At 57.6% G+C, this 22,343-nt stretch carries 25 protein-coding genes; 13 read left to right on the top strand and 12 right to left on the bottom strand.

What is annotated here, in order from left to right:
* Positions 1-281: 281 nt before the first annotated feature.
* Positions 282-1,037, top strand: a complete 756-nt coding sequence (locus tag JKL48_RS02810; RefSeq protein ID WP_201978203.1) for an acyl-CoA desaturase — start codon at positions 282-284, stop codon at positions 1,035-1,037.
* Between the two features lie 67 nt (positions 1,038-1,104).
* Here the strand turns inward: JKL48_RS02810 and JKL48_RS02805 are convergent, their stop codons facing one another.
* Positions 1,105-1,974, bottom strand: a complete 870-nt coding sequence (locus JKL48_RS02805; RefSeq protein WP_201978202.1) for a hypothetical protein — start codon at positions 1,972-1,974, stop codon at positions 1,105-1,107.
* 250 nt (positions 1,975-2,224) lie between these two features.
* Here JKL48_RS02805 and JKL48_RS02800 point away from each other — a divergent pair, with 250 nt between their 5' ends.
* The gene (locus JKL48_RS02800; protein WP_201978201.1) at positions 2,225-4,135 is read left to right on the top strand and encodes an ABC-F family ATP-binding cassette domain-containing protein; all 1,911 of its coding nucleotides are present in this window, start codon (positions 2,225-2,227) and stop codon (positions 4,133-4,135) included.
* 182 nt (positions 4,136-4,317) lie between these two features.
* On the opposite strand, the gene JKL48_RS02795 is transcribed toward JKL48_RS02800, so the two are convergent.
* The 3 genes from JKL48_RS02795 to JKL48_RS02785 form a co-directional block, all read right to left on the bottom strand.
* The gene (locus tag JKL48_RS02795) at positions 4,318-4,527 is read right to left on the bottom strand and encodes a helix-turn-helix domain-containing protein (RefSeq protein WP_201978200.1); all 210 of its coding nucleotides are present in this window, start codon (positions 4,525-4,527) and stop codon (positions 4,318-4,320) included.
* Between the two features lie 3 nt (positions 4,528-4,530).
* Positions 4,531-4,926 (bottom strand): DUF2975 domain-containing protein, encoded by a 396-nt coding sequence (locus JKL48_RS02790; protein ID WP_236668601.1) that lies wholly within the window; start codon positions 4,924-4,926, stop codon positions 4,531-4,533.
* A gap of 285 nt (positions 4,927-5,211) precedes the next feature.
* Positions 5,212-6,057 carry a class I SAM-dependent methyltransferase gene (locus JKL48_RS02785; RefSeq protein WP_201978196.1) on the bottom strand — a complete coding sequence of 282 codons (846 nt, stop codon included), beginning with the start codon at positions 6,055-6,057 and terminating at the stop codon, positions 5,212-5,214.
* A 278-nt stretch (positions 6,058-6,335) separates the two neighbouring features.
* On the opposite strand from JKL48_RS02785, the gene JKL48_RS02780 reads away from it, so the two are divergent.
* Together JKL48_RS02780 and JKL48_RS02775 are read left to right on the top strand one after the other, a co-directional pair.
* Complete coding sequence (locus JKL48_RS02780) at positions 6,336-6,893, top strand: GNAT family N-acetyltransferase (protein WP_201978194.1); 558 nt, start codon at positions 6,336-6,338, stop codon at positions 6,891-6,893.
* Positions 6,894-6,978: 85 nt separating this feature from the next.
* Entirely contained in the window at positions 6,979-8,310 is a 1,332-nt protein-coding gene (locus tag JKL48_RS02775; RefSeq protein WP_201978192.1) for a type IX secretion system plug protein, read from the top strand.
* 129 nt (positions 8,311-8,439) lie between these two features.
* Here JKL48_RS02775 and JKL48_RS02770 read toward each other — a convergent pair whose 3' ends face one another.
* Positions 8,440-9,327: a hypothetical protein gene (locus tag JKL48_RS02770; RefSeq protein WP_201978190.1), complete on the bottom strand. Its 888-nt coding sequence runs from the start codon at positions 9,325-9,327 to the stop codon at positions 8,440-8,442.
* A gap of 242 nt (positions 9,328-9,569) precedes the next feature.
* On the opposite strand from JKL48_RS02770, the gene JKL48_RS02765 reads away from it, so the two are divergent.
* Positions 9,570-11,033, top strand: a complete 1,464-nt coding sequence (locus JKL48_RS02765; RefSeq protein ID WP_201978187.1) for a M48 family metalloprotease — start codon at positions 9,570-9,572, stop codon at positions 11,031-11,033.
* Positions 11,034-11,224: 191 nt separating this feature from the next.
* Here the strand turns inward: JKL48_RS02765 and JKL48_RS02760 are convergent, their stop codons facing one another.
* Positions 11,225-11,869, bottom strand: coding sequence for a DUF6134 family protein (locus JKL48_RS02760; RefSeq protein ID WP_236668584.1), 645 nt, complete (start codon positions 11,867-11,869; stop codon positions 11,225-11,227).
* Positions 11,859-12,644 (bottom strand): DUF547 domain-containing protein, encoded by a 786-nt coding sequence (locus JKL48_RS02755; protein ID WP_201978181.1) that lies wholly within the window; start codon positions 12,642-12,644, stop codon positions 11,859-11,861. The genes JKL48_RS02760 and JKL48_RS02755 overlap by 11 nt, the downstream gene beginning before the upstream one ends.
* A 124-nt stretch (positions 12,645-12,768) precedes the next feature.
* Here JKL48_RS02755 and JKL48_RS02750 point away from each other — a divergent pair, with 124 nt between their 5' ends.
* From JKL48_RS02750 to JKL48_RS02740, 3 genes are all read left to right on the top strand, one after another.
* Positions 12,769-13,461, top strand: a complete 693-nt coding sequence (locus JKL48_RS02750) for a TIGR04283 family arsenosugar biosynthesis glycosyltransferase (RefSeq protein ID WP_201978179.1) — start codon at positions 12,769-12,771, stop codon at positions 13,459-13,461.
* On the top strand, positions 13,461-14,453 hold the full coding sequence (locus JKL48_RS02745; RefSeq protein WP_201978171.1) for an NAD-dependent epimerase/dehydratase family protein: 993 nt from the start codon (positions 13,461-13,463) through the stop codon (positions 14,451-14,453). Before JKL48_RS02750 ends, JKL48_RS02745 begins: the two co-directional genes overlap by 1 nt.
* An 87-nt stretch (positions 14,454-14,540) precedes the next feature.
* Complete coding sequence (locus JKL48_RS02740; RefSeq protein WP_236668583.1) at positions 14,541-15,380, top strand: SDR family oxidoreductase; 840 nt, start codon at positions 14,541-14,543, stop codon at positions 15,378-15,380.
* Positions 15,381-15,598: 218 nt separating this feature from the next.
* Here JKL48_RS02740 and JKL48_RS23700 read toward each other — a convergent pair whose 3' ends face one another.
* The 5 genes from JKL48_RS23700 to JKL48_RS02715 all read right to left on the bottom strand — a co-directional run bounded on the left by JKL48_RS23700 (position 15,599) and on the right by JKL48_RS02715 (position 19,498).
* Positions 15,599-15,874, bottom strand: coding sequence for a transposase family protein (locus tag JKL48_RS23700; protein ID WP_201978169.1), 276 nt, complete (start codon positions 15,872-15,874; stop codon positions 15,599-15,601).
* A gap of 131 nt (positions 15,875-16,005) precedes the next feature.
* Positions 16,006-16,497 (bottom strand): hypothetical protein, encoded by a 492-nt coding sequence (locus JKL48_RS02730; RefSeq protein ID WP_201978167.1) that lies wholly within the window; start codon positions 16,495-16,497, stop codon positions 16,006-16,008.
* A gap of 78 nt (positions 16,498-16,575) precedes the next feature.
* The gene (locus tag JKL48_RS02725) at positions 16,576-17,748 is read right to left on the bottom strand and encodes an acyltransferase family protein (protein WP_201978165.1); all 1,173 of its coding nucleotides are present in this window, start codon (positions 17,746-17,748) and stop codon (positions 16,576-16,578) included.
* Between the two features lie 59 nt (positions 17,749-17,807).
* The gene (ychF, locus tag JKL48_RS02720; protein WP_201978164.1) at positions 17,808-18,908 is read right to left on the bottom strand and encodes a redox-regulated ATPase YchF; all 1,101 of its coding nucleotides are present in this window, start codon (positions 18,906-18,908) and stop codon (positions 17,808-17,810) included.
* A 221-nt stretch (positions 18,909-19,129) separates the two neighbouring features.
* On the bottom strand, positions 19,130-19,498 hold the full coding sequence (locus tag JKL48_RS02715; protein WP_201978162.1) for a DUF3276 family protein: 369 nt from the start codon (positions 19,496-19,498) through the stop codon (positions 19,130-19,132).
* Between the two features lie 276 nt (positions 19,499-19,774).
* Between JKL48_RS02715 and JKL48_RS02710 the strand changes: the two genes are divergently transcribed.
* The 5 genes from JKL48_RS02710 to JKL48_RS02690 all read left to right on the top strand — a co-directional run bounded on the left by JKL48_RS02710 (position 19,775) and on the right by JKL48_RS02690 (position 22,129).
* Positions 19,775-20,692, top strand: a complete 918-nt coding sequence (locus JKL48_RS02710; RefSeq protein ID WP_201978160.1) for a DUF58 domain-containing protein — start codon at positions 19,775-19,777, stop codon at positions 20,690-20,692.
* A 133-nt stretch (positions 20,693-20,825) separates the two neighbouring features.
* Positions 20,826-21,053: a hypothetical protein gene (locus JKL48_RS02705; RefSeq protein ID WP_201978158.1), complete on the top strand. Its 228-nt coding sequence runs from the start codon at positions 20,826-20,828 to the stop codon at positions 21,051-21,053.
* 98 nt (positions 21,054-21,151) lie between these two features.
* A complete protein-coding gene (locus JKL48_RS02700) occupies positions 21,152-21,349 on the top strand; it encodes a hypothetical protein (protein WP_201978156.1) in 198 nt (65 codons plus the stop codon).
* Positions 21,350-21,412: 63 nt separating this feature from the next.
* On the top strand, positions 21,413-21,871 hold the full coding sequence (locus JKL48_RS02695; protein ID WP_201978154.1) for a hypothetical protein: 459 nt from the start codon (positions 21,413-21,415) through the stop codon (positions 21,869-21,871).
* An 84-nt stretch (positions 21,872-21,955) separates the two neighbouring features.
* Positions 21,956-22,129 (top strand): hypothetical protein, encoded by a 174-nt coding sequence (locus JKL48_RS02690; protein ID WP_201978146.1) that lies wholly within the window; start codon positions 21,956-21,958, stop codon positions 22,127-22,129.
* Positions 22,130-22,343 lie beyond the last annotated feature (214 nt).

Here is a 22,343-nt window from a genome sequence, read left to right as displayed (position 1 = left end):
AATTGGATTACTACTGCGGTAGAGATGCTTCGACTGCGCTCAGCATGACGGGTTGGATTGTTTTCGACTAACTCAAACAGCTTCTAAAAGGGCTTCAGAGAAGCTTTTCTTCATTCGGTAGCAAACCCCATTCAGTATAGCTTCCAGGGAGGCCAACCCAAGCCCAACCGTGGGAAACGCCGTACCTTGCCGGGGCACTAGCCAAAGCGAAGCAACAGAGCCGCCATCGGGCCGCCGGGTTTCTTTTTATCGACCTGCGCGTCCGACCTCACTGTTGTTGTATGGCTGTCCTCCTGTTTTTTGTGGCGCACTGGTACCTGTCGCTCTTTACCCAGACGTTTTTCCAGCACCGCTACGCCGCGCATCGCATGTTCACGATGTCGCCGCTGATGGAACGGGTGTTTTTTGTGCTCACCTACCTGGCGCAGGGCAGCAGTTTCATGTCGCCGCGGGCCTATGCTTTGCTGCACCGCATGCACCACGCCTACTCCGACACCGCGCAAGACCCGCACTCGCCGCACCACAGCACCAATGCGTTTGTGATGATGTGGAAGACGCGCACAACCTACCAAGACTGCATCAAGGGGACTTCGGTGGCCGCCCAACGCTTTGCCGGCGACTACCCGGAATGGATTTCGCTGGAAGATTTTGCCCACAGCGCCTATTCGCGGCTGGCCTGGGGACTGGTGTACGTGCTGTTTTACATCAACTTTGCCACGGCCTGGTGGCAATACCTGCTGCTGCCCATCCACCTGATGATGGGGGCCGTGCACGGCGCCATCGTGAACTGGGCCGGCCACAAATACGGCTACCAGAACTTTGACAACCACGACAAGAGCCGCAATTCGCTGGTGTTTGACTTCCTGACCGGCGGCGAATTATTTCAGAACAACCACCACAAGCTGCCCAGCCGCGTCAATTTCGGCGTCAAAAAATGGGAAGTCGACCCCTCCTACCCCATCATCTGGACGCTGGATAGGTTAGGCATCATTCAGCTGAAAACGCCGAAATCAGCCGTGGAAGGAGTTGCGGCTTAGTCTCTCCCAAGCGACCAGCCGGCTTCGCGCCAGCAGTTCGCCTCATCAACCTGGCTCCGGTACAACCCTAATACCGCCGCCCCCAGAAGCGCGGCACCCATTCATATCCCATGAAGGTATGGCAGCGCCCGTACCGCGCCGTTTTGCGGAACAGCAGCGCCCGCACGGGCAGGCGCACCGGCGCGGCGGCCCACACCAGCGCCTGCCCCAGGCGCTTGGCCCGGTAGCCCAGGCTCAGCCGGCGCAGCTTTTCGTCGAGCGGCCGGGGCTCTTCCAGCGCGTGGCGCACGGCGGGGCGGTAGTGGGTGGCTTTGGTGGTCACGGTGTATTGGCGGGCTGGCAGGCGGAAACGTTGGTCACGCAACGCCTTCAGCATCAGGCTACGGCTCCGGCGCGTCAGGCCGGTCTTGGTGCGGTTGGGGTCTACGCCCACATCCACCACTTTGCCCACGCTATCGAGGGCAAACACCAGCACGGGCAGCGCGGCTTCCAGTTTGCGCATTTTGCTGGCCTTTTCGCGCAGCACCATGCTCAGGCGCTCGTATTCCACCGCCCGGCGGTCCAGGTCGAGGTTGTCCATCTGGTTGTTGAGCTGCCGCAGCGCCGCCGTGGGCTGCCAGCGGTAGGGCCCGCCGTAGTGCAGCCAATAGTTGCCGGCCAGCGGATGCTTCGAGCCGCTGTCGAGGTTGGTGGGGCAGCGCAGCAGCCGGTCGCGCAACGACACGTAGCCGCTGCCAATGCCCGTCCACACCGGCTGCGCCCGGAAGCGCAGCGTGGCCGAAACCGCCTCCCATTTGGGCACGTCGAACACCGGCCCCAGCGCATACACCTGCCGCGTCAGGGCCGAATCGAGGCCCGGCCGGCCCGGATTGGGGCCCGCCGTGGCCGGGCTGGCGGCTGAAAGCACGAGCAACCCAGCCCCCGCGATACAGGCCATGAAATGAGCTTTCCAAGAACGCAATGAAGTAGAATTGAGCATAGTCCAAAGCTACAACGCCGGCCGCATTATCAAAACCCCAACGCTTTTTCCGGAAAAGCACACTGTTCTCAACCGCGAGGTGGCTTTTCAGGGATGCAAGGTCGATTCGTAGCCCCGCGCCGCCATTAAACAGCCGCTTATTTCGCCCGGGAGCAAAAAACGCCGGGGCCGGGTTCCGTACCTTTGTGCCTGAATACCCCGCGACCCCATGATTTCAATCACCGACCTCGACTTCCACTTCGGCTCCCGCACGCTGTACGACAACGCCAGCCTGCACATCAAGCCCAAGGATAAAATCGGCCTCATCGGCCTCAACGGCACCGGCAAATCGACGCTGCTGCGCCTGCTCGTGGGCGAGTACAAGGCCGACGGCGGCTCTATCTCGATGAGCAAGGAAGTGAGCCTGGGCTTCCTGAACCAGGATTTGCTGAGCTACGATACGCACGAGAGCATTCTGCACGTGGCCATGCAGGCCTTTGAGGAAGCGCTGGAATTGCAGAAGAAAATTGACGACCTGCTGGTCCTTTTCGAAACCGATTATTCCGATGATTTGGTCGATAAGCTGGCCACCATGCAGGAACGGTTCGAGGCGCTGGGCGGCTACACCATGCAGGCCCGTGCCGAGGAAATTCTGGAAGGTCTGGGCTTCTCGACGGAGGATTTGCAAAAGCCGTTGAAAAGCTTTTCGGGCGGCTGGCGCATGCGCGTGATGCTGGCCAAAATCCTGCTTCAGCAGCCCTCCCTCCTGCTCCTCGACGAACCCACCAACCACTTGGACTTACCGTCAATCAAGTGGATTGAAAACTACTTAGCTGACTACGAAGGTGCCGTCATCATCGTGAGCCACGACCGCGCCTTCCTCGACCGCACCACCAACACCACCGTGGAAGTGACCGGCGGCAAGCTGGTGCCCTACGCCGGCAACTACAGCTACTACCTCGAAGAAAAAGAGGAGCGCAACCTTATCCAGAAAGGCGCTTTCGAGAACCAGCAGGCCCAGATTCGGCAGGCGGAGCGCTTCATCGAGCGTTTCAAGGCCAAGGCCAGCAAGGCCAAGCAGGCCCAGAGCCGCGTGAAGGCATTGGATAAGCTCGAACGCATCGAAGACGTGGCCCAGGACGCGGCCAAAATCAACATGAAGTTCACCTTCAAAGTTGAGCCCGGCCGCCACATTCTCCGCATGGAGCACGTGACCAAGAAATACGACCAGAAGCTGATTTTCCGCGACACCAACGTGCACATCGAGCGCGGCGACAAAATCGCCCTCATCGGCGCCAACGGCAAAGGTAAGTCGACGCTGATGCGCCTAGTGGCGGGCACTGAAGCGCCCACGGCGGGCAAGCATCAGTTGGGCCACAACGTGATTATGTCGTTTTACGCGCAGCACCAATTGGAGTCGCTGACGCTCGACAACGAGATTCTGCAGGAGATGAGCGAGGCCGGCTCGAAGCGCAACGACATGGAATTGCGCTCGGTGCTGGGCTCGTTCCTGTTCACGGGCGAGGAGGTTTTCAAGAAAATCAAGGTGCTGAGTGGCGGCGAGAAAAGCCGCGTGGCCTTGGCCAAGACCCTGATTTCGGAAGCCAACTTCCTGCTCCTTGACGAACCGACCAACCACCTCGACATGGTATCGGTAAACATCCTGATTCAGGCCCTGGAGCAGTACGAAGGCACGTTCATCGTCATCAGCCACGACCGGTACTTCGTGGAAAACGTGGCCACCAAAATCTGGTTTATCGAGGATTTCCAACTAAAGGAGTATCCCGGCACCTACGCCGAGTACGAGCTCTGGCAGGAAGACCGCGAGAAAGCAGCCAAGAAAGCCGGCCTGCCCAGCCCTAGCGCCAATAAGCCCCAACCCAAGGAAGAGAAAAAACCCGAAGCCACACCCGCCAAAACCTCCTCGCCCGACCAGAAAAAAGCCCTGAAAGAACTGGCCGAAGTCGAAGCGAAAATCGACTCGCTGGAAAAGGAATTGGCCGGCTACGAAAAGGAATTGGCCGACCCGAAGATTTACCAGAACGCCGCGCAGTTGAAAGACACCACGCTGAAATTTGAGCAGGTGAAAAAAGAGCTGGCGAAGCTTAATGACCGTTGGGAAATCCTGGCCGAAATGTAGCAGCAAATCCACCTAAAAAAGCCTCTTCTGAAGCATCTTGCTTCGGGAGAGGCTTTTTTTATGAGCAACAAACAGAACACATTCCAGGAATTTGCTAAGTGCGAAATCCTGAGCTGATGCCTAATTAATTACTAAACTCAGGCCTGCTTAATTGATGCAAAATTTGTATCAGCGGTTCATTTTTACTTCTCGTTTACATATTCCAAAAGGTCGCCTGGCTGGCAATTCAATGCTTTGCAAATTGCCTCCAGAGTGCTGAAACGAATTGCTTTTGCCTTACCTGTTTTCAAGATAGAAAGGTTTGATAACGTCAAATCAACTTTTTCAGAAAGCTCATTTAGAGAGATTTTTCGCTTAGCCATCATCACGTCTAAGTTTACAATGATTGGCATTGCTCAAATTGTTAAGTCATTTTCGGATTTCAAATCGATGGCATTCTGCAATATTCTTTCAAAGATTGCCGCAGCAGTTGCCACTACAATCGATACGAAAGAAATTACCATACACATCGCCAGAAAACCCGCTGGGTCGTCGGCCTTATTGTGGAATATTTTAATAGATATTCCTGCTGTCACAATTGACGCGCATAAGACCAGTGCGCAATATTTAATGCTCTTTAAAGCCCCGACAGAATTTAGTGAGAATACCTCATTTCGCCCAATGTATTTGAGCAATTTGAACGCTTTATATAGCGCGACAAAAAAAGCAATTGATGCCGCGTACCCATACAGGATAAACGGGTCGGAGTAAATACCAACCCAATCCAGGTTGGCAGCTCGTCCCTCGGTCATGGGAAGCCGAATCAAAAGGGTAAGCGCCACAACGCCAACAAGCACGACGACTGCCTGAAGAAATGTTATTGAAATTCTTTTCATAACGGCTTGACAATCTTAAATCCGAGACAAACATAACAAAAATTTATTGATAAACAATAAATTTTTGTTGCTTAAAATAAAAACTCATCCGGCGTCCGTTAGGCGAGGCTTTTCTCCCGAACGATTGGGATATGCCCCGGCCAGTGGACGCCGGATGAGCATGACGTATTATTGAAATTCGGCCGTATTTCCAGCCATTTTCTACTTCTCCCCGGCAATCACCAGCGTGCCGGCCGGAATTGCCACCTCGCCGTTGGGGTAGCGCTGCTCAATCAGGGCCAGCACTTCGTGCTCGATGGCGGCGCGTTGCTCGGGCGTGGCCTGGCTGAGGGCGCCGGCTACGGGCGCGGCCACGTCGGTCATGATTTCCCAGTAGCCGGCGGCTGTGCCGGCGGGCAGGGCGGTGGGCACGGGGGTTTCGGCTACATTTTTCAGGCCTGCCTGCCGGAACAGGTTGGCGATGAAATCGGGCTGGGCGCAGCGGAACATGCCGGGCACGCCGGGTGGTGGTGGCGTCAGCTGCAGGTGCTTGTTGATGATGCCCATGCTGGCCGTGACCCAGAAATTTTGCTCGGGGCCGGCCCACACGGCGGTGGAAACGCGGCCACCGGGCCGCAGCACCCGCGCCATCTCGTTGGCCGCCAGCTGCATGTCGGGGAAAAACATGAACCCAAACCGGCAGCTGATGGCATCGAAGGAATTGTCGGGGAAGGGCAGCTCGCACACGTCGGCCACCTGGGTTTCAAAGTTGTGAAGGCCGCGCCGGGCGGCGTTTTCGCGGGCCACGGCCAGCATGTCTTCGGCGATGTCGATGCTGACGACTTTGCCGCTGGACAGCATCCCGGCAATGGTCAGGCCGGGCTCGCCGGTGCCGGAGGCTACGTCGAGCACCACGTCGTCGGGCTGGACGTGCAGCTGCCGGATAATTTCATCGCCAATGGGCCGCATGAAGTTCATCATCAGCGTGTCCCACTTTTTCCAGCCGGGCGAGAATTTGTTCCAGGAGGCGCGCTGCTGCTCGCGAATTTGCTCAAGTTGCTGTTCCATGGTGGTGGTACTGATGAAGTGAAGTCGCTGGCGATAGCGCGAAAATCGAACGCGTAAATATATAATAAATACCTTGCTTATCAGCATGGATTCTGCGCCCTTTGTAAAGGCGCAATGCGCTCACTGTAAATCACATAAAAACAAGGCGCGGGGCTTTTCGGTCGTTTGCCACCAGCGTCTGCCGCCGGTAGCTCCTTCAGCGCGAGCCACGGACTTTACATTCGCAGCTGCTGCCGCACAAGCCGCATTGCGGCCAGTGCTAAAACAATGCTCCAGCCATGCTGACTTTCCATTTCACGCCCTTCCCTACCCTCCGTACCGAGCGCCTAACGCTGCGCCCGCTCATCGGCGCCGACGCGCCGGCATTGTTTGTTCTGCGTTCCGACCCGCAGGTGATGCAGTACATCCCGCGGCCCCTGGCTACGTCGGTGGCCGACTCGGCCGCTTACATCGAGACGATGAACGAGGCCATGAGCCGCAACGACTTGCTTAACTGGGGCATTGCCTTGCGCTCGTCGGACGAAATCATTGGTACCATTGGTTTCTACCGCCTGCAGCCCGAGAACCACCGCGCCGAGATTGGCTACCTGCTGCACCCGGCCCATCAGGGCCAGGGCCTGATGCAGGAAGCCGTGGCGGCGGCGCTGGCCTACGGCTTCGGGGAGTTGAACCTGCATTCGGTAGAGGGCGTCATCGACCCACGAAACGTGGCCTCGGCGCAGGTGCTAAAACGTGCGGGGTTTGTGCAGGAAGGGCTTTTCCGTGAGAATGGGTTGTGGCAAGGTAAATTTCTGGACACGGCTTACTACTCCCTGCTCTGCCCCGCCCGCCGGTGAGCCGCCGCCGGCACGGCGGGCGCGCCGCCACCGAAGCCCGGCTCCGAAGTTGACCCACAATCCCGGTTACCGTACCTTTCGGGCCATGCGCCTTCTTCCATTTGCCTCCCTCCTGCTGCTGGCCGCTGCCTGCGTTCCCCTCGGCACCCCCATCACCAGCACCACGCCCGGCACCCAGCAGCCCCCGGAGTACTACGCCGACAAGACCCTGCGCTACCAGGACTACACTTACTCGCCCGAGGTGCGCAGCGTGCAGTGCTACGTGGCCACGGGCCAGCCCAACGAAGTTTTTCAGCCGCCGGTGGTGCCGCTAGGGCAGTCGCCGTCCATCACCCTGGAATTTGACGTGCTGAACGGGCAGAGCCAGCGCTACACGGCTAAGCTGATTCATTGCGATGCCGACTGGCAGCCCTCGGTGCTCACCAACATGCAGTTCCTGAACGAGATAAACGAGTTTCTGATTACCGACTACCGGGTGGGCTCGGGCACCAAAGTGCCGTACTTCCACTACCGGATGCAGGCGCCGCAGGTGAAGCTGAGCGGCAACTACCTGCTGGTGGTGCAAACCACGGCCGGCGTGCCGGTGGTATCGCGCCGGCTGCTGGTGTACGAAAACCAGGTGCAGGTGAGCCTGAAGCCGGGCATCGTCATCGGCGGGCAGCAGCGAATGACCATGCAACAGCTCGATTTCAGTGTGGGCTACGCCAGCGTGGAACTGGTGAACCCGGCCGTGGAAGTGAAAACGGTGCTGCGCCAGAACTTCCGCTGGGACAACGCCAAGTACAACCTGCGTCCCACCTTCGTGCGCGACCTCGACCGCCGCCTCGAATACCAGTACTTCAACTTTGAAAACGCTTTCCCCGGCCTGAGCGAATACCGGTATTTCGACACCCGCTCGGTGCAGGCGGCGGGCATGGGCGTGCTGCACGTCGACCCGCGGGCTGCGCCCGTCACCACCGTCACCTTGCAGCCCGAAGTGTCGCGCAGCCCCACGGCCTATAACCAGTACGTGGACTCCAACGGCCAGCGCGTGTTCGAAAGCCGCGAGTACGGTAACGGCGCCACCAATGCCGACTACGCCGACGTGACCTTTCAGCTGAAGGCCGACCAGCCCGCGCCCGGTCCCGTGTATGTGCTCGGCGCCCTCACCGACTGGCAGCTGAAAGACGAGTTCAAGCTCACCTACGACGAAACCAAGCAGCTTTACACCGGCCACGCCCTGCTCAAGCAAGGCTACTACAACTACGATTTTGCGGTGGCCGGCGCGCGCGGCACCGCGCCGAATGAAGCGTACTTTGAAGGCTCGCACTACGAAACCGAAAACCAGTACGACCTGCTGGTGTACTACCGCCCACCCGGCACCCGCGCCGACCTGCTCATCGGCTACCAGATGGTGGACATGAACAGCCGGCAGTAATGCGGTTGTAGTTGTCGGTTGTTTGTTGTAGGTTGTTCGTTGTCAGTTGCCAGTTGTCAGTTAGTAGTTTGCTGGTCAGAAATTGTATCGAGCTCTGACAACTGACAACGAACAACTGACAACTAAATCCTAATGGCTGCTGAGCTGCACGCTGGTTTTCAGGGCCAGCGGGGTCATTTGCTGCCCGCCGCCGTAGCCGCCCCCGCCGCGCATGCCGCCCCCGCCACCGCGCATACCACCGCCTCCACCTCCGCGCATACCTCCACCGCCCATCCCGCCGCGCATACCCCCGCCGCCCATGCCGCCGCCTTGCATGCCCCCGCCGCCACCCTGGCTGGGCATGGTGAACTTGCCCCCGGCCACGCTTACGCCCACCACGGCGCTTTGGCCCGTGGCCAGGGCCGGCAGCTTGCGGTAGAGCAGGCGCATGGGCACGGCCAGCTCGTAAATCAGGTCTTCCTGCTCGTTGAGACCAATGGCGGCCTTTACGCCCAGCTGCGATTGAGCATCGGTGAGGGTGGGCTCCTTGCTGCCTTTGTAGTTGAGCAGCTCCATTTCGCGCATGTCGGCCAGGGCTTGGGTGAGGCGCGCCCGGCGCGAGGCCTGGCGGTCAGTGCCCGAGGCATCGGGGTTATCGGGCCGAGGGGAGTTGCCCTCTCCGCCCGCCCCGCGGCCGGCCTGCAGGTTGCCCAGCGGGTAGTGCACCCCAAACTGGTGCTGGTTGCGGCCCGTGGTATCGAGCCACACCGTGAGGCCCAGGCGCACAATTTTGGCCTGCGTGGCCGGGTCGGCCGCTTTGAGGCGCACGTACACCATGCGGCCGTCGTTCAGCACCTGGTACTGCAGCTTGCTGCCGGGGTCGTAGCGCAGCGAGTCGGTCCAGTCGGCGGCTTGCCCGTCGATGGTAGGCGGCGCGGGCACGTAGCGGCTGGCGCTACTGGCCGTGGGCTGGCGACTGCAAGCCGCAAACAAAAAAACACCGGACAAAGCCAGTGGGCACAAACGAGAAAAGCGCATCAGCAACAGGGCGGGGAAGTGGGCCGAAACCGATGCGATACTACTCGCGGCCACGTGTGCTTTGGGTGAAAGGAATACCCTGAACTGGAAATTGGCAGGAAAATGGCGTAGGCGCCGGTGGGTGCGCGTCTTGGCAGTGGTTCCGGCCCCTGGCCGGGGGGCCGGCGTAACCGCATGGCGCCCGCTGCCGTTGCAAGCGCATCCGTAGTCCTTCACCGGGTAATTCCGCTTTATTTATTCCTATGAATCTTCCGCTTTTCCAAGTCCTGCGCACCGGCGCATTTTTCTGTCTGCTGGCCCCGCTGGCAGGTTCTTCCAGCGTTAACAACTGGCTGGAGCACCGCGCCCCCGAACGTGCGCCCGCTGCCCGCCCGCTGCAGGGCGCCAAGCCCGACCCGGCCGTAATTGCCCAATTCGGCCTTTACCAAAGTGCCACCCTGCAAAAGCTCATCGATGCCAAAGGCAAGCAGATGACGGCCGTGTCGGACCGCCCCGGCGACTACGGCTTCACGGTGGTCGACTCGCCGGTTATCAACGCCTTTGCTACCCCCGATGGCCACGTGTACTTTACGCGCGGCATCATGGCTTACTTCAACGATGAAGCCCAGTTTGCCGGCGTGCTGGGGCACGAGCTGGGCCACATCACCGCCCAGCACGGCAAAAAGCAGCAGACGCGCAGCACCATCGCCGGCATTGGCATGATACTGGGCTCGGTGCTGGCGCCCAAAATCATGCAGTCGGTGGGCGGCGTGGCGCAACAGGTGGTGGGCCTGGGCATGCTCAAATACGGCCGCGACGACGAGAACGAAGCCGATGGCCTGGGCGTGAAGTACTCGACCAAAATTGGCTACGACGCCAGCCACATGGCCGACTTTTTCCGGACCTTGCAGCGCACCGAAGCCCAGAGCGGCGCCGGCAGCATCCCCACCTTCCTCAGCACCCACCCCAACTCGGCCGACCGCTACACCCGCGTGAAGCAACTGGCCGCGCAAGCCAAGCAATCCGTCGGCAACCGCCCGCTGGCCGTGAACCGCGACCAGTACCTGCGCCAAATCGAGGGCCTGACGTTTGGCGAAGACCCGCGCCAGGGCTTTGTCGAAAGCAGCGTGTTTTACCACCCCGATTTGAAATTCCGCTTCCCTATTCCGTCGGGCTGGAAATCGCAGAATTCACCCGAGCAGTTTCAGATGGCCGAGCCCAATGGCAAGGCGCTGCTCGTGTTTCTGGGTGCCAGCGGCAGCTCGCTGGAAGAAGCCGGCCAGTCGCTGGCCAAATCCATCGGCCTGACGTCGGCCAATGCCAGCAAAACCACCATCAACGGCTTCCCGGCCCTCGTGTTTGAAGGCGACCAGCAGGCTTCGGACCAAAGCTCTAGCACGCCGGCCCACGTGCTGGCCCAGCTTATTCAGGACGGCAAAAGCATCTTCGCCTTCGTGGGCCTGGCCGCACCGGCCTCGTTTAGCACCTACGCGCCCCAGTTCCAGCAAGCCGCCCAGGGTTACAGCCGCCTCACCGAAGCCAATAAGCTGAACCGCCAGCCCGAGCACGTGCATATCCGCACGGCCGCCTCGGCCACCACGCTGGCGTCGGCGCTGGCTTCCGCCGGTGTGCCCTCCAAGCGCTACGAAGAGATGGCTATTCTCAACGGCATGCAAACCACCGACCGCCTGAGCAAAGGCATGCTGTATAAAGTGGTCGGGAAATAACGAACTTATCCGACAATGGAAAAAGCCCGCCGCAGTAATTGCAGCGGGCTTTTTTTTAGTGTTTTTTGCGGTCATGCAGAGCGCAGCGAAGCATCTCGCGTGCAGTAGTAATCATTTACTATTGCACGCGAGATGCTTCGCTGCGCTCTGCATGACGGTTAAGAGCAGTTGTTTTCCCCGCCCAGCAACGGCTACGGCTCCAGTCGAATAATAAAATTCTTGAGTGAATTCTTTTTGATGATACTGACCAGCTGGCCGTTGGCGTAATGGTATTCGTCCTCCCGGCCGTCGCGGGTGGCATGGTAAATGCCCGCCCCGGCCGGCACGACACGGAAGAAATCCCCGAAATACTCGGCAAAGGCCCGCGGACGGCTATGCGGTTCGCCAAAAAACATATCCGTGACGGTGTAGGCAATGGGCTGCGTTTCGGTGGCCTGGTAGTGGTGCTTGTACTGGTCGGCCCGGATGTCGTAATGGTCGCCCTTCCACTCGGCGCGCGAGCTGAAATCACCTTGGTTGGTGTGTGCCTCCACGGTCGAGAGCAGGAGTTGCCCATTGTGCATCCGATTGATTACCTGATAATATATCTTCAGGTGATAGAACAGGAAAGTCACTTTCACGTCGCTGGTGAGTGTGCAAACAACGTCGCCGACGCTGGCCTGGGGCTGGCGGGTGGCCGTCATGGTGCCCACGCGCAGGCCCGCCACCTCAATGGCGTAGCGGCGGGTTTCCGCGGTGCCGGGCTTCGGGGTTTGCGCGTGGCAAGTGGCCGGCAGCACCGCCCCCATTCCCAACAGCAACAGCCAGCGCCAGCCAGCTCCGCGCTCACTGCTCATTCAGCTGCCAGTTGTAGTCCAGGTAGGTGATTTTGGTTTTGTCATCCATTTTGGTGGCCGAGTACTTGTTCACCCATTTCGCCACCGACTGGCCGTTCTTTTCCCAGTCGCCTTTGTACCAGTCGAAATACTTGGAGAGCTGAGCCGCATCTTTGCCGACCTTGTTCTTGGCCGGGTTGTTCAGGAAATCGTGGCCCTGGTCTTCCAGCTGCTTGTCCAGCTTGTCGGCGGTATAGGCCTCGTTGCGCAGGCGCGGGCAGGACATGGAGGCGCACACCAGCGCGAAGTGAATGCGCGGGTCGTCATATTTTTTCCGCAACGTGCCGTGCTCGATATTATCGAGGCTCATTTTCTCGCCACCGATGCTGAAGAACTTGATGGCCCAGGGCGTGGTCACGAAGGGAATCTTGATTTTTGAGCCGATGTCCTTGATACTGCCGATGGGGTAATGGTCGAGCACCAGGCGAATGGTGTAGGCGTTGTAGGCGTTTATCCAGAAGGCCATTTGCTCGGCTTTGCTCCAGCTGCTGGCGGGTTTGTTTTTGCTCAGCAGGGCCAGGTACTTGTTCAGCTCTTCCTGGTCGGCCTTGAGGCCCTTGTAGTTGACGAGGCCTTTTGCGCTGACGTATTTTTTGAGCAGCCGGTCGTAGGCGCTGTGGTCGACGGCCGCCACGGCCCGGCTGTTGGCTGGTGCTCCGGTGCCGGCCGAGGCAACTACTGGAGTGACAAAGGTGCCCAAAGCGGCGACGGCCACAGCGGCGAGGGAAATGCGCATGGAGGTTATCATTAGCGTGCTCATGAGCTGCAGTATACGAGGCCGGGCCGTAGAATAGATGTTCGGGCGCTGCCGTGCTTTCCGGGATGAACACTAAACTTGCAGCGCCGTACAACTCCGCCGTATGACTGTCAGCGTAATCATTCCTACCTACAACGAAGCGGCCAACATTGGCGGCCTCGTGAGGGAGTTGCGGCGGTTTGCCCCCAACGGCCAGGCCGAAGTGCTGGTGGTGGATGCCCACAGCCCCGACGGCACCGCCGAGGCGGCACGGCAAGCGGGCGCTACCGTGCTGCTTGCGCCCCGCCCCGGCCGCGCGGCCCAAATGAACTTTGGCGCCGCCCAGGCTACCGGCGACTTGCTGTATTTCGTGCACGCCGATGTCGGCATTCACCCCGACTACGTGGCCACCATCCGGCGGGCCGTGGCCGATGGCTTCGAGGCGGGCTGCTACCGGTTTCGGTTCAACTCGCCGCATCCGCTGCTGCGCATCAACAGCTACGGCACTCGTTTCAAAGGCATTATGAGCCGGGGCGGCGACCAGACTTTGTTTATCACCAAAGCCTTGTTTCAGCGGCTGGGCGGATTCAACGAGCGGTTTGTCATCATGGAAGACTTCGAAATCATCCAGCGCATTCGACGGGTGGCCGCCTTTTACATTGTGCCGCAGGACGTGCTGGTGTCGGCCCGCAAATACGAAACCAACAGCTGGCTCCGGGTGCAGCTGGCCAACCTGACCGCGTTTTCGATGTTCTTTCTGAAGGTGTCGCCCGCCCGCATCGCGCGCACCTACAAGGCCATGCTCAACTACCGCTGATGGCACCACAACCCGTGCTGGTGACCGGCGCCGGCGGCTTTTTGGGCTGGCACCTGGTAGCAGAGCTGCGGCAACGCGGCCATTCGGTGCGGGCGTTGCTACGGCCGGGCTCGGCCTCCCCTTTTCCGGCTGCGTGGGACATTGACTGCCGCTTTGCCGACGTTACCGAGCCTGCCCAACTGGCCGGAGCTGCCGATGGTTGCGCCGCCATTATTCACGCCGCTGCCTTGGCCCAGGTAAACCCGGCCCGTAACCCAGCCGTGTGGGCCGTGAATCTGGCTGGCACTAACAATATACTCCAACTGGCCCGAAAGGCCGGCATCAGCCGGTTCGTGTACGTGGGCACGGCCAACGTTTTTGGCTTCGGCACCAAGCAAAAGCCTGGCGACGAAACCCGCCCCTACGCCGGCCCCCGATACGGCCTCGACTACATGGACAGCAAGCACGACGCTACCACTCTGGTACTGCGAGCTACCGCCCAGCAACATCTGCCCGCCATTTTGGTCCATCCCACGTTCATGCTGGGCCCCCACGACGCCAAGCCCACGTCCAACGCCCTGCTGCTGGAGCTGTACCGGGGCCGCCTGCCCGGTTATCCGCCCGGTGGCAAAAACTACGTGCACGTGCGCGACGTAGCCGTGGCGACGGTCAATGCCCTCACGCTGGGTCGCATTGGCGAGTCTTATATTCTGGGCAATGAAAACCTGAGCTACCGCGACGCCTTCCGCCTAATGGCCAAGGTGATGAATGTGCCACCGCCCCGCTGGCCCCTGCCAGCCGGGCTGGCCTACCTCTACGGCCAGGCTTGCGATGTAAAGGCCCGCCTGACCGGCCGGCCAGCCCAGCTGAATGCCGCCATGGCTGCCGTGGCCAACGACGGCCATTACTTCAGCGTGCAGAAAGCCCGCGCCGAGCTAGACCTGCCCGCCACGCCCATCACCCAAGCCGTGGCCGAAGCTTTCGCGTGGTTCAGGGCGCATGACTATGTTTGAAGGACGGGTGGTGCAAAACGGTGTTTCGCACCACCCGCGTAAATCCGAACCGGCGGGCCATTCCGTTTTTCTATTTTCCCCGAAGTCTTGCCCTCACCCTCCTCGCCGGCCCGCGCCGGTTTCTTCGCCGGCCAGGTGGCCATCGTTACCGGCTCTGAATCGGGCATTGGTCGCGAAACAGCCCGCGCGCTGTGCGCCGCCGGGGCCGCCGTGGTGCTCAATGGCCGCAATGCCGAGCGCCTCGAACAAACGCGCCTGACCTTGGCGGCGGCCGGCTATGCGGTGGCCAGCTGCGTGGCCGACGTGACGGATTATGCCGCGTGCGAACTACTAATCGGCACGGCCATTCAGCACTTTGGCCGGCTCGATGTGCTGGTCACCAACGCTAGCATCTCGCAACGGGCCTACTTCGCCGATATGCAGCCCGAGGTATTCGCCCGCGTGCTGGACAGCAACGTGTATGGCTCGGTGTACCCGCTTAAAGCCGCGCTGCCACACCTCATCCGGAGCCGGGGCAGCGTCACATTTATTTCGTCCATCTCGGCCCTCAACGGCATGCCCAGCGGCTCGGCCTATTGCGCCGGCAAGGCAGCCGTGGCCAATCTGGCCCACACGCTGCGCCTGGAGCTGGCCGAAACCGGCCTGCACTTCGGCGTGGTCCACATCGGTTTCACCCAAAACGACCCCGACAAGCGCGTACTCGATGCCGCCGGCCAGCCTGTCCCCATCGCGCACCGCCCACCCCGCTGGCAGAAGTCGCAGGCCGAAGTAGCGGCCGTCATTGTGCACCACATCCAGAAGCGGAAGCGGCGCACAGTTATTTCGTTTCTGGGCCGCATCATCGTACTGGTGCACAATACCCTGCCCCGCCTGGGCGACTGGGTGGTACTGACGACTATTCGGCGGATGCGCCGGTTTTATGAGTAACAAAGACGTTTCCTATGGATTAGCAGCTTGTGAAAGCAATTTTATCTTACTTCAAAAGCTAAAAAAATGCATAATTTCATGTATAAATACCCAAAATCGTGTATGATATATTTTCACGCAATGGCATTAATACCAATTATGATGTTACAACTATTGCGCCGAATATGGCTGCTATTATAATTCCAGCAGAACTACTATAGACTTGTTGTACTGAATTATCAATGAGTTAAGCAGAAGTTCCACAGTCCGGCGCATACCTCCAGTGCCGTATCAAACTGTTCCAGATTATGCATGCGCAAGCGGTCGGACAAAATACGATACCGTTTTAGGCCCCCGATGCTGTGTTCCGCCACGACTCGTTTGCGGGCTTGTTGCGTATTGCGAAATTTATGGATTTTGGTTAATTGCCCACCGCGTGGTTTCTTGGTTGGCAGAAATAATTTCGCGCAAGGATACGCTTTGTTGAAGCCCTGAAAGCCGGAATCCAGGCGCACCGTCAACCTGCTAAATCACTGCTTATCTGGTGGAAAATCCCGTTTTAACAACGTAAAATCGTGCATTGCCCCCGGCACTAACCGGCCCACGTACATTAGTTTCCGTTCGGCATCAGCCAAGATAAGCGCTTTTAAGGTGTTGCGTTTTTTTTACCGCTGTACTGCGCTTTTTGGGCTGCTTTTTCCTGTGGCCGTTGGGTCGCCAATTCGGTGGCATCCAGCAACACGGCCCGCCGTTTGGAAAAATAGCGCTGTAATTCAGCCGGGGATTGAAATTCGCGTTCGGGCAAGCAGTTGGCCAGGCGCAAGGCTTCGCGCAGCACGGCCAGGCCTTCGTCTTGCCGGCGCTTGGCCGTGGCCCCATCCAGTCCGCAGACCAGTCCCAGCACGTCATACGTCAGGCCGGATTTGCAGCTGAAAAGGGTAAAGAAAAGCAAGTCTTCTTCGTCCTTCATGCGTGTTCCGTCAGGATGAATCACTATTCGGTCAGCCAGTTGCATTTCGTGTAATGCCGCGTAAGCCCGGCGAAATACGAGCAGGAGCTGGGCGAAATGATGGGCATCACACCCCAGGGCCGACCGCCATTGCCGGGGCGTTTTTAAATCCGGAATGGAGATTTTCATGCTCAAATATCCTGCCTTGATGCCGCTGCAACAAGTCTAATGTATAAATTGCAATTACTAATATTGCTACATTCATACCTAGGTCATTGCTATAATTTTATGCTTACGCATAAATGGTTTTTCAGCAATTAGAAAAAATACATACGAAGCTATAATCACTACTAATAACCCCAAAGAATCCATAATGACAAGCTGATAAAACGGTGAAAGCTTTAACCTTGTTATCACAATCAGATAAAATATTTCAAGTATTGGCACATGAACCAGATATATACTATAAGCAAATATTCCAATTTTACTAATCACCTGACTGGAAAGTATTTTCATTAACAGGCGAAAATTGCCAATTGAAAAATTAATAAGTAGACATGACGTACATAATCCAATCAGGATATCAAGGAAGACAAAATTTGTTCCTAACAGCCAATTTTCAAATGGTTCCCATTCAGTTCGCCAATCCGCAATGAGCGTAAACAGAACTAAGCCTGCTATAAGACTGCGCCATGAAGTATTATTTCTGAAATTATTAATATTTTTTAGACTTGAATAAGATATTTGTGCACCAATAACACCCGTGCCAAATAATAATAGGTAATGTGGGCTAATACCAGTAATACCTAAATAAAATTCAGCGTTTTTCTTTAACAAGAACAAAAACAGAGATGAGAAAATAGCAGCAAAAATCATCGTTGTAATTAGTCCATAACTGCGAATAGACCATATTATTGCCGGAAATAAGAAATAAATACGCCACTCAACAGAAATAGACCAGAATGCATGATTAATCGAACCTGCCGTATCTAAAAACACATCTTGCAATAAAAACAAATGAATCAGCAAGTCACGGCTGGTAACTGATGTAAAAGACTCTAATCTAACAGGGACCTCACCACCTATCGCAAACAAAGAAGCAATTAGCAATGAAAATATAATCGCTATATAATATGTTGGCAATATTCGCTTTGCTCTTCTTTTCACGAAATCCCAATAGCTGTTCTCTCGCATAATTCCACCATTCTTCACCACAGGTAAAGCCAAACAGAAACCAGAAATAACAATAAAAATATCTACTGCATAATGTCCCTTACTACTAACCATGTAGAAAATGTGATAAGGCATTGTTGCCTCCGCTTTTAAACCGAAGTAGTGGCTGGCGTGATGTATTACAACATAGAGTGCGGCTATAGCTCTGAAACCATCTAAATATCTCAAATGATTTATCTGCAAGCTATTTTTTTCACTATCGCTCATGTATATTGCTAATTACAATTATTACCCATTTATCCATCAAAAAATAAAAAAGAGTCACTCTACACGTTGAACCGGAAGTGCATGATGTCTCCGTCTTGCACCACGTATTCCTTGCCTTCCACGGCCATTTTGCCGGCTTCTTTGATTTTGACTTCGGTTTTGTATTCCTGATAATCCGGCAGCTTAATCACCTCGGCGCGGATGAAGCCTTTCTCGAAATCGGAGTGAATAACACCAGCCGCGGCGGGCGCTTTGTCGCCGCGGTGAATGGTCCAGGCGCGCACTTCCTGCACGCCGGCGGTGAAGTAGGTAATCAGGTTCAGCAACTCGTAGCTGGCCCGGATGAGCTTATTCAGGCCCGACTCGGTGAGGCCGTATTCGCCCAGGAACATGGCTTTTTCCTCGGGGTCTTCCATCTCGGCAATCTGCGCTTCGATGGCGGCCGACACCAGCACTACCTGGGCGCCTTCGGCTTTCACGTGCTCGCGCAGAGCCGTCACGTGGTTATTGCCGTTGCTGGCAATGCTGGCCTCGTCCACGTTGGCCACGTAAATCACGGGCTTGATGGTGAGGAGCTGCAGGTCGGCCACAGCGGCGAGGTCGTCTTCGGAAGCGGCCACGGCGCGGGCATTTTCGCCGCCTTCGAGCGCCGCTTTGAATTTCTGCAACGACACCACTTCCTTCTTGGCTACGGCGTCGCCGGCCTTGGCGCTGCGCTCCGATTTCTGCAGCTTCTTCTCTACGCTTTCCAGGTCCTTGAGCTGCAACTCGGTGTCGATAACGTCTTTGTCGAAAACGGGGTCAACGCCGCCGGCGACGTGGACGATGTTGGGGTCGTCGAAGCAGCGCACCACGTGGATGATGGCGTCCACCTCGCGGATGTTGGCCAGGAATTTATTGCCCAGGCCTTCGCCCTTGCTGGCGCCTTTCACGAGGCCGGCGATGTCGACAAACTCAATGATGGTGGGCAGCACGCGCTTGGGATTCACCAGCGCTTCCAAGATTTGCAGCCGCTCGTCGGGCACGGTGATGACGCCCACGTTGGGCTCGATGGTGCAGAACGGGTAGTTGGCCGATTCGGCCTTGGCGTTCGAGAGTGCGTTGAAAAGGGTGGATTTACCGACGTTCGGCAAGCCGACGATACCGCAGCGGAGGCCCATTTATGTAGGGTTGAGTGTTGAATGTTGAGTGTTGAATTGCGGGCAATTCGGCCGCAAAGGTACGGCTTGCAGCCATGGCTTCCGGAAAAAAGAACGTCATGCTGAGCGCAGCCGAAGCATCTCTACCGCAGTAAGTAATTATTTTACTATTGCGGTTGAGATGCTTCGGCTGCGCTCAGCATGACGTTCTTTTTTCCGGACCGTTTGGTCAAACGAATGCCTTAAAAAGCGTCGTCGGCCCGGTTGGGGTCGAAGGCCGGGCGGTCGAACTCGCGGCGGGGCTGGTCCCGGTCGTCGTAGTCGCGGGGGCGGTCGAGCTCGGCCACTTCCTCGGGGGTCAGCAGTTCCTCGCGCACGTAGTCCACGGCATCTTGCAGGGCATCCACGAATTTGAGAAAATCCTCCTTGTAGAGGAAGATTTTGTGCTTTTCGTACGAAACGGAATCGTCGCCGTTCTGGCGACGCTTGCTCTCGGTGATGGTCAGGTAGTAATCCTGGCCGCGGGTGGCTTTCACGTCGAAGAAATACGTGCGCTTGCCGGCTTTAATGCGTTGGGAATAAATTTCTTCCTGTTCGTGACGGTCGTCCACGGGAATGGGTTGGGGGTATGGGTGGGAAATAGGTTGGTCGTTTGGTTGGAAGGCCTAACTTACGAATTCTGGGGCAAAGATAAACGGCGGGCCGGGCGTTGGTGTTGAGGGTATCTTTGAGCGTTTGTCAACTGTGACTGTCATCCTGAGCGCAGCGAAGGACCTTATCACGACTGCACAGCTTGCAACAACCTAGCCGACACAGACGTGGTAAGGTCCTTCGCTGCGCTCAGGATGACAGACATTCCCAATTGCCCTTTTCTCCTGCCGCCCCCCATGCCCCTTGACCTCGCTTCCATCCGCTCCTTCGAAAACCTCGAATTCCTGGCCCGCCAGCTGGTTGATGGGTTTATTACCGGCCTGCACCAGTCGCCCTATCACGGCTTTTCGGTGGAGTTTTCGGAGCACCGCCTCTATAACCCCGGCGAAAGCACGCGCCACATCGACTGGAAGGTTTTTGCCCGCACCGATAAGCTGTTTGTGAAGCGCTACGAGGAAGAAACCAACCTGCGCGCCCACCTGCTGCTCGACGTGAGCCCCAGCATGTACTACCCCGCGCCGAGCTACGATAAGCTGAAGTTCAGCATCCTGGCTTCGGCGGCGCTCACCACGCTACTCACCCGCCAGCGCGATGCCGTGGGCCTGGTCACTTTCGCCGATACTATTGAGCTGCAAACGCCGGTGCGCTCCACCAGCACCCACCGGCACACCCTGCTGCTGGCCCTGCAGCAACTGCTGGAGCGCCCGCCGGCCCTCAAGTCGGGCCGGGGCACCGATGTGGCCGGCACCATCCACGCCATTGCCCAGCAGATTCCGAAACGCTCGTTGGTCATTATTTTCAGCGACATGCTGGGGCGCGGCGCCGCCGAGCAGGACGCCGCGCTGGCCGCCCTCCAGCACCTTAAGCACCAGCACCACGAGGTGCTGCTCTTCCACATTCTCGACCGCGCCACCGAAGCCAATTTCGACTTTGCCGAGCGGCCCTACATTTTCGAAGACGTAGAAACCGGCCTCGAAATCAAGCTCCAGCCTTCGCAAATTAAAGAGCAATACCAGGCGGCCATGACGGCCTACGAGCAGGAACTGGCCCAGCGTTGCGGCCAGCTGCGCATCGATTTCGTGCCCGTAGATGTGCGCGAGCCGTTTGAGAAAGTGCTGTATGCCTATTTGGTGAAGCGCGGCAAGGTGCGTTGAAACGTCCTGCTGAGCTTGTCCAAGCATCTCTACTGCGCAACTAACTGATTTTAGTATTGCACGCGAGATGCTTCGACTGCGCTCAGCATGACCGTGCTAATTCATAAACAAGTAAGCCTTTCTCTCCATTCTCGTGTTTTTCCTTCGCCTGCTGCTCATTTTCGGGGTTTCCCTGCTGGTCTTCGCGCCCATCACCGGCTACATTTCTTACAACTACGGCCGGTCGTTTTGGCGCTGGTTTGGGATTGGGTTGCTGTTGCCGTTTATATCCGTATTTATCGCACTGTTTATGGCGATGCGGACCAAGTGGGCCGAGGAAAAAGCCGAGCAACAGCAGCGCCGAATGCCTCCCCGGCCGTAGCGCCCGCCGCAGCCAGAGCGGTGCAGGCAGCGCTGGAAAATCGGCCATCGGCCCTGCGGCCGTACCTTTGCCGGGTTGCTCGCTTATGTTTTCGTCCAATGCTTGAGGCCCTTGTTGTCATTCTGACGCCCCTGTTTTTCATGCCGCTGATGACGGCCTTCATGGCGTATAATCACGGCCGCTCGTTTTGGCGGTGGTTTGGCGTGGGTTGCGGGCTGCCTTACGTGTCGCTGTTCGTGATTATGTTCGTGGTGCACCGCGACAAAAAGCGGCTGGCCGTGACCGTAGCCGCCTAAAGCACTCACGCGCTGCCTTGGTGCGGGGGCAGCCGTTCATTTTGCTCACTTCTTCCCTTTTTTATGTACCCAACCCTACTTGTTCTGCACTCCTGGTCCCGCTGGTTCGTGCTCATCTTTGGCCTCATTGCCGTGTACCGCGCTTATGTGGGCTGGACCGGCCGCCGCCCCTTTGTGAAGGCCGACAATGGCATGAGCGCCGCCTTTTCGGGCTTTATGTGGCTTCAGGTTCTCATTGGGCTGGGCCTGTATTTTATGGGCAACTGGCCGGCGCGGGTTACCTCGGCCGCTATGGATGCCGCCACCCGCAGCGAAAACCGCTTTTTCAAAATGGAGCATATTGCCATCATGATTCTGGCGGCCATTCTGGCACAGGTAGGCCGCATTGCGATGAAAAAAGCCGGCGATGATACCCTAAAGCACAAAAAGCTGTTCACGTATTTTGGCGTGGCCCTGCTGCTGGTGCTGCTCATGATTCCGTGGGGCATCTGGAATCCGGCTCGGCCGCTCTTTCGTTTCTAACTTTTACCTACTAAGTTTGAACGTGCTACGTACAAGACGCAGCCGCCTTGCTATACTGCCCGGTTTCCTTTTGTTGTTCCGCCCGTGACCACCGCGCCGAAACGTTCCTACACCGTAGAAGACTTCTCCGACCTGATAAGCTCTCGCCTGAAGCGCCTGGAAGGCACCAAAGAAGCCCGGCAGCGCTACGGCAGCCTGCTGGCCGTGCTGCGCCAGCAAGTCGATTCGTACCGGCAGCACAAAGCCGTTGGCAAGTAGCCAATCTTGATTCACTTTCAACACGAAAAAGCCTTTCCATTTGATTATGGGAAGGCTTTTTTATGCTGACGCTCTTGCCGCTGGCCGCAAGGCCGCTCCCGACGGGCGCCTTTTGCAAAGACAGGCCTGCGTTGATGTGTAGTACTCCCCAATAGTTGGACAGTTAAGGCGGGCTATCTTAGTCAACGCCATGAGTCCCAAACGCACCCGCCGT

It is taken from the genome of Hymenobacter rubidus (assembly GCF_016734815.1).
In the GTDB taxonomy this organism is placed as follows: domain Bacteria; phylum Bacteroidota; class Bacteroidia; order Cytophagales; family Hymenobacteraceae; genus Hymenobacter; species Hymenobacter rubidus.
The sequence above is the reverse complement of the archived record's forward strand: the minus strand, read 5'-3'. Positions and strand labels throughout refer to the sequence as shown.

Coding starts and splice junctions, on each gene's coding strand:
- JKL48_RS02760 (WP_236668584.1), bottom strand. CDS start 11,869: ATGAGCAGTGAGCGCGGAGCTGGCTGGCGCTGGCTGTTGCTGTTGGGA.
- JKL48_RS02725 (WP_201978165.1), bottom strand. CDS start 17,748: ATGAGCGATAGTGAAAAAAATAGCTTGCAGATAAATCATTTGAGATAT.
- JKL48_RS02755 (WP_201978181.1), bottom strand. CDS start 12,644: ATGCGCATTTCCCTCGCCGCTGTGGCCGTCGCCGCTTTGGGCACCTTT.
- JKL48_RS02810 (WP_201978203.1), top strand. CDS start 282: ATGGCTGTCCTCCTGTTTTTTGTGGCGCACTGGTACCTGTCGCTCTTT.
- JKL48_RS02770 (WP_201978190.1), bottom strand. CDS start 9,327: ATGCGCTTTTCTCGTTTGTGCCCACTGGCTTTGTCCGGTGTTTTTTTG.
- JKL48_RS02790 (WP_236668601.1), bottom strand. CDS start 4,926: ATGACCGAGGGACGAGCTGCCAACCTGGATTGGGTTGGTATTTACTCC.
- JKL48_RS02775 (WP_201978192.1), top strand. CDS start 6,979: ATGCGCCTTCTTCCATTTGCCTCCCTCCTGCTGCTGGCCGCTGCCTGC.
- JKL48_RS02805 (WP_201978202.1), bottom strand. CDS start 1,974: ATGGCCTGTATCGCGGGGGCTGGGTTGCTCGTGCTTTCAGCCGCCAGC.
- JKL48_RS02765 (WP_201978187.1), top strand. CDS start 9,570: ATGAATCTTCCGCTTTTCCAAGTCCTGCGCACCGGCGCATTTTTCTGT.
- JKL48_RS02750 (WP_201978179.1), top strand. CDS start 12,769: ATGACTGTCAGCGTAATCATTCCTACCTACAACGAAGCGGCCAACATT.
- JKL48_RS02730 (WP_201978167.1), bottom strand. CDS start 16,497: ATGAAAATCTCCATTCCGGATTTAAAAACGCCCCGGCAATGGCGGTCG.
- JKL48_RS02710 (WP_201978160.1), top strand. CDS start 19,775: ATGCCCCTTGACCTCGCTTCCATCCGCTCCTTCGAAAACCTCGAATTC.
- ychF (WP_201978164.1), bottom strand. CDS start 18,908: ATGGGCCTCCGCTGCGGTATCGTCGGCTTGCCGAACGTCGGTAAATCC.
- JKL48_RS02800 (WP_201978201.1), top strand. CDS start 2,225: ATGATTTCAATCACCGACCTCGACTTCCACTTCGGCTCCCGCACGCTG.
- JKL48_RS02780 (WP_201978194.1), top strand. CDS start 6,336: ATGCTGACTTTCCATTTCACGCCCTTCCCTACCCTCCGTACCGAGCGC.
- JKL48_RS02695 (WP_201978154.1), top strand. CDS start 21,413: ATGTACCCAACCCTACTTGTTCTGCACTCCTGGTCCCGCTGGTTCGTG.
- JKL48_RS02700 (WP_201978156.1), top strand. CDS start 21,152: ATGCTTGAGGCCCTTGTTGTCATTCTGACGCCCCTGTTTTTCATGCCG.
- JKL48_RS02785 (WP_201978196.1), bottom strand. CDS start 6,057: ATGGAACAGCAACTTGAGCAAATTCGCGAGCAGCAGCGCGCCTCCTGG.
- JKL48_RS02795 (WP_201978200.1), bottom strand. CDS start 4,527: ATGCCAATCATTGTAAACTTAGACGTGATGATGGCTAAGCGAAAAATC.
- JKL48_RS02745 (WP_201978171.1), top strand. CDS start 13,461: ATGGCACCACAACCCGTGCTGGTGACCGGCGCCGGCGGCTTTTTGGGC.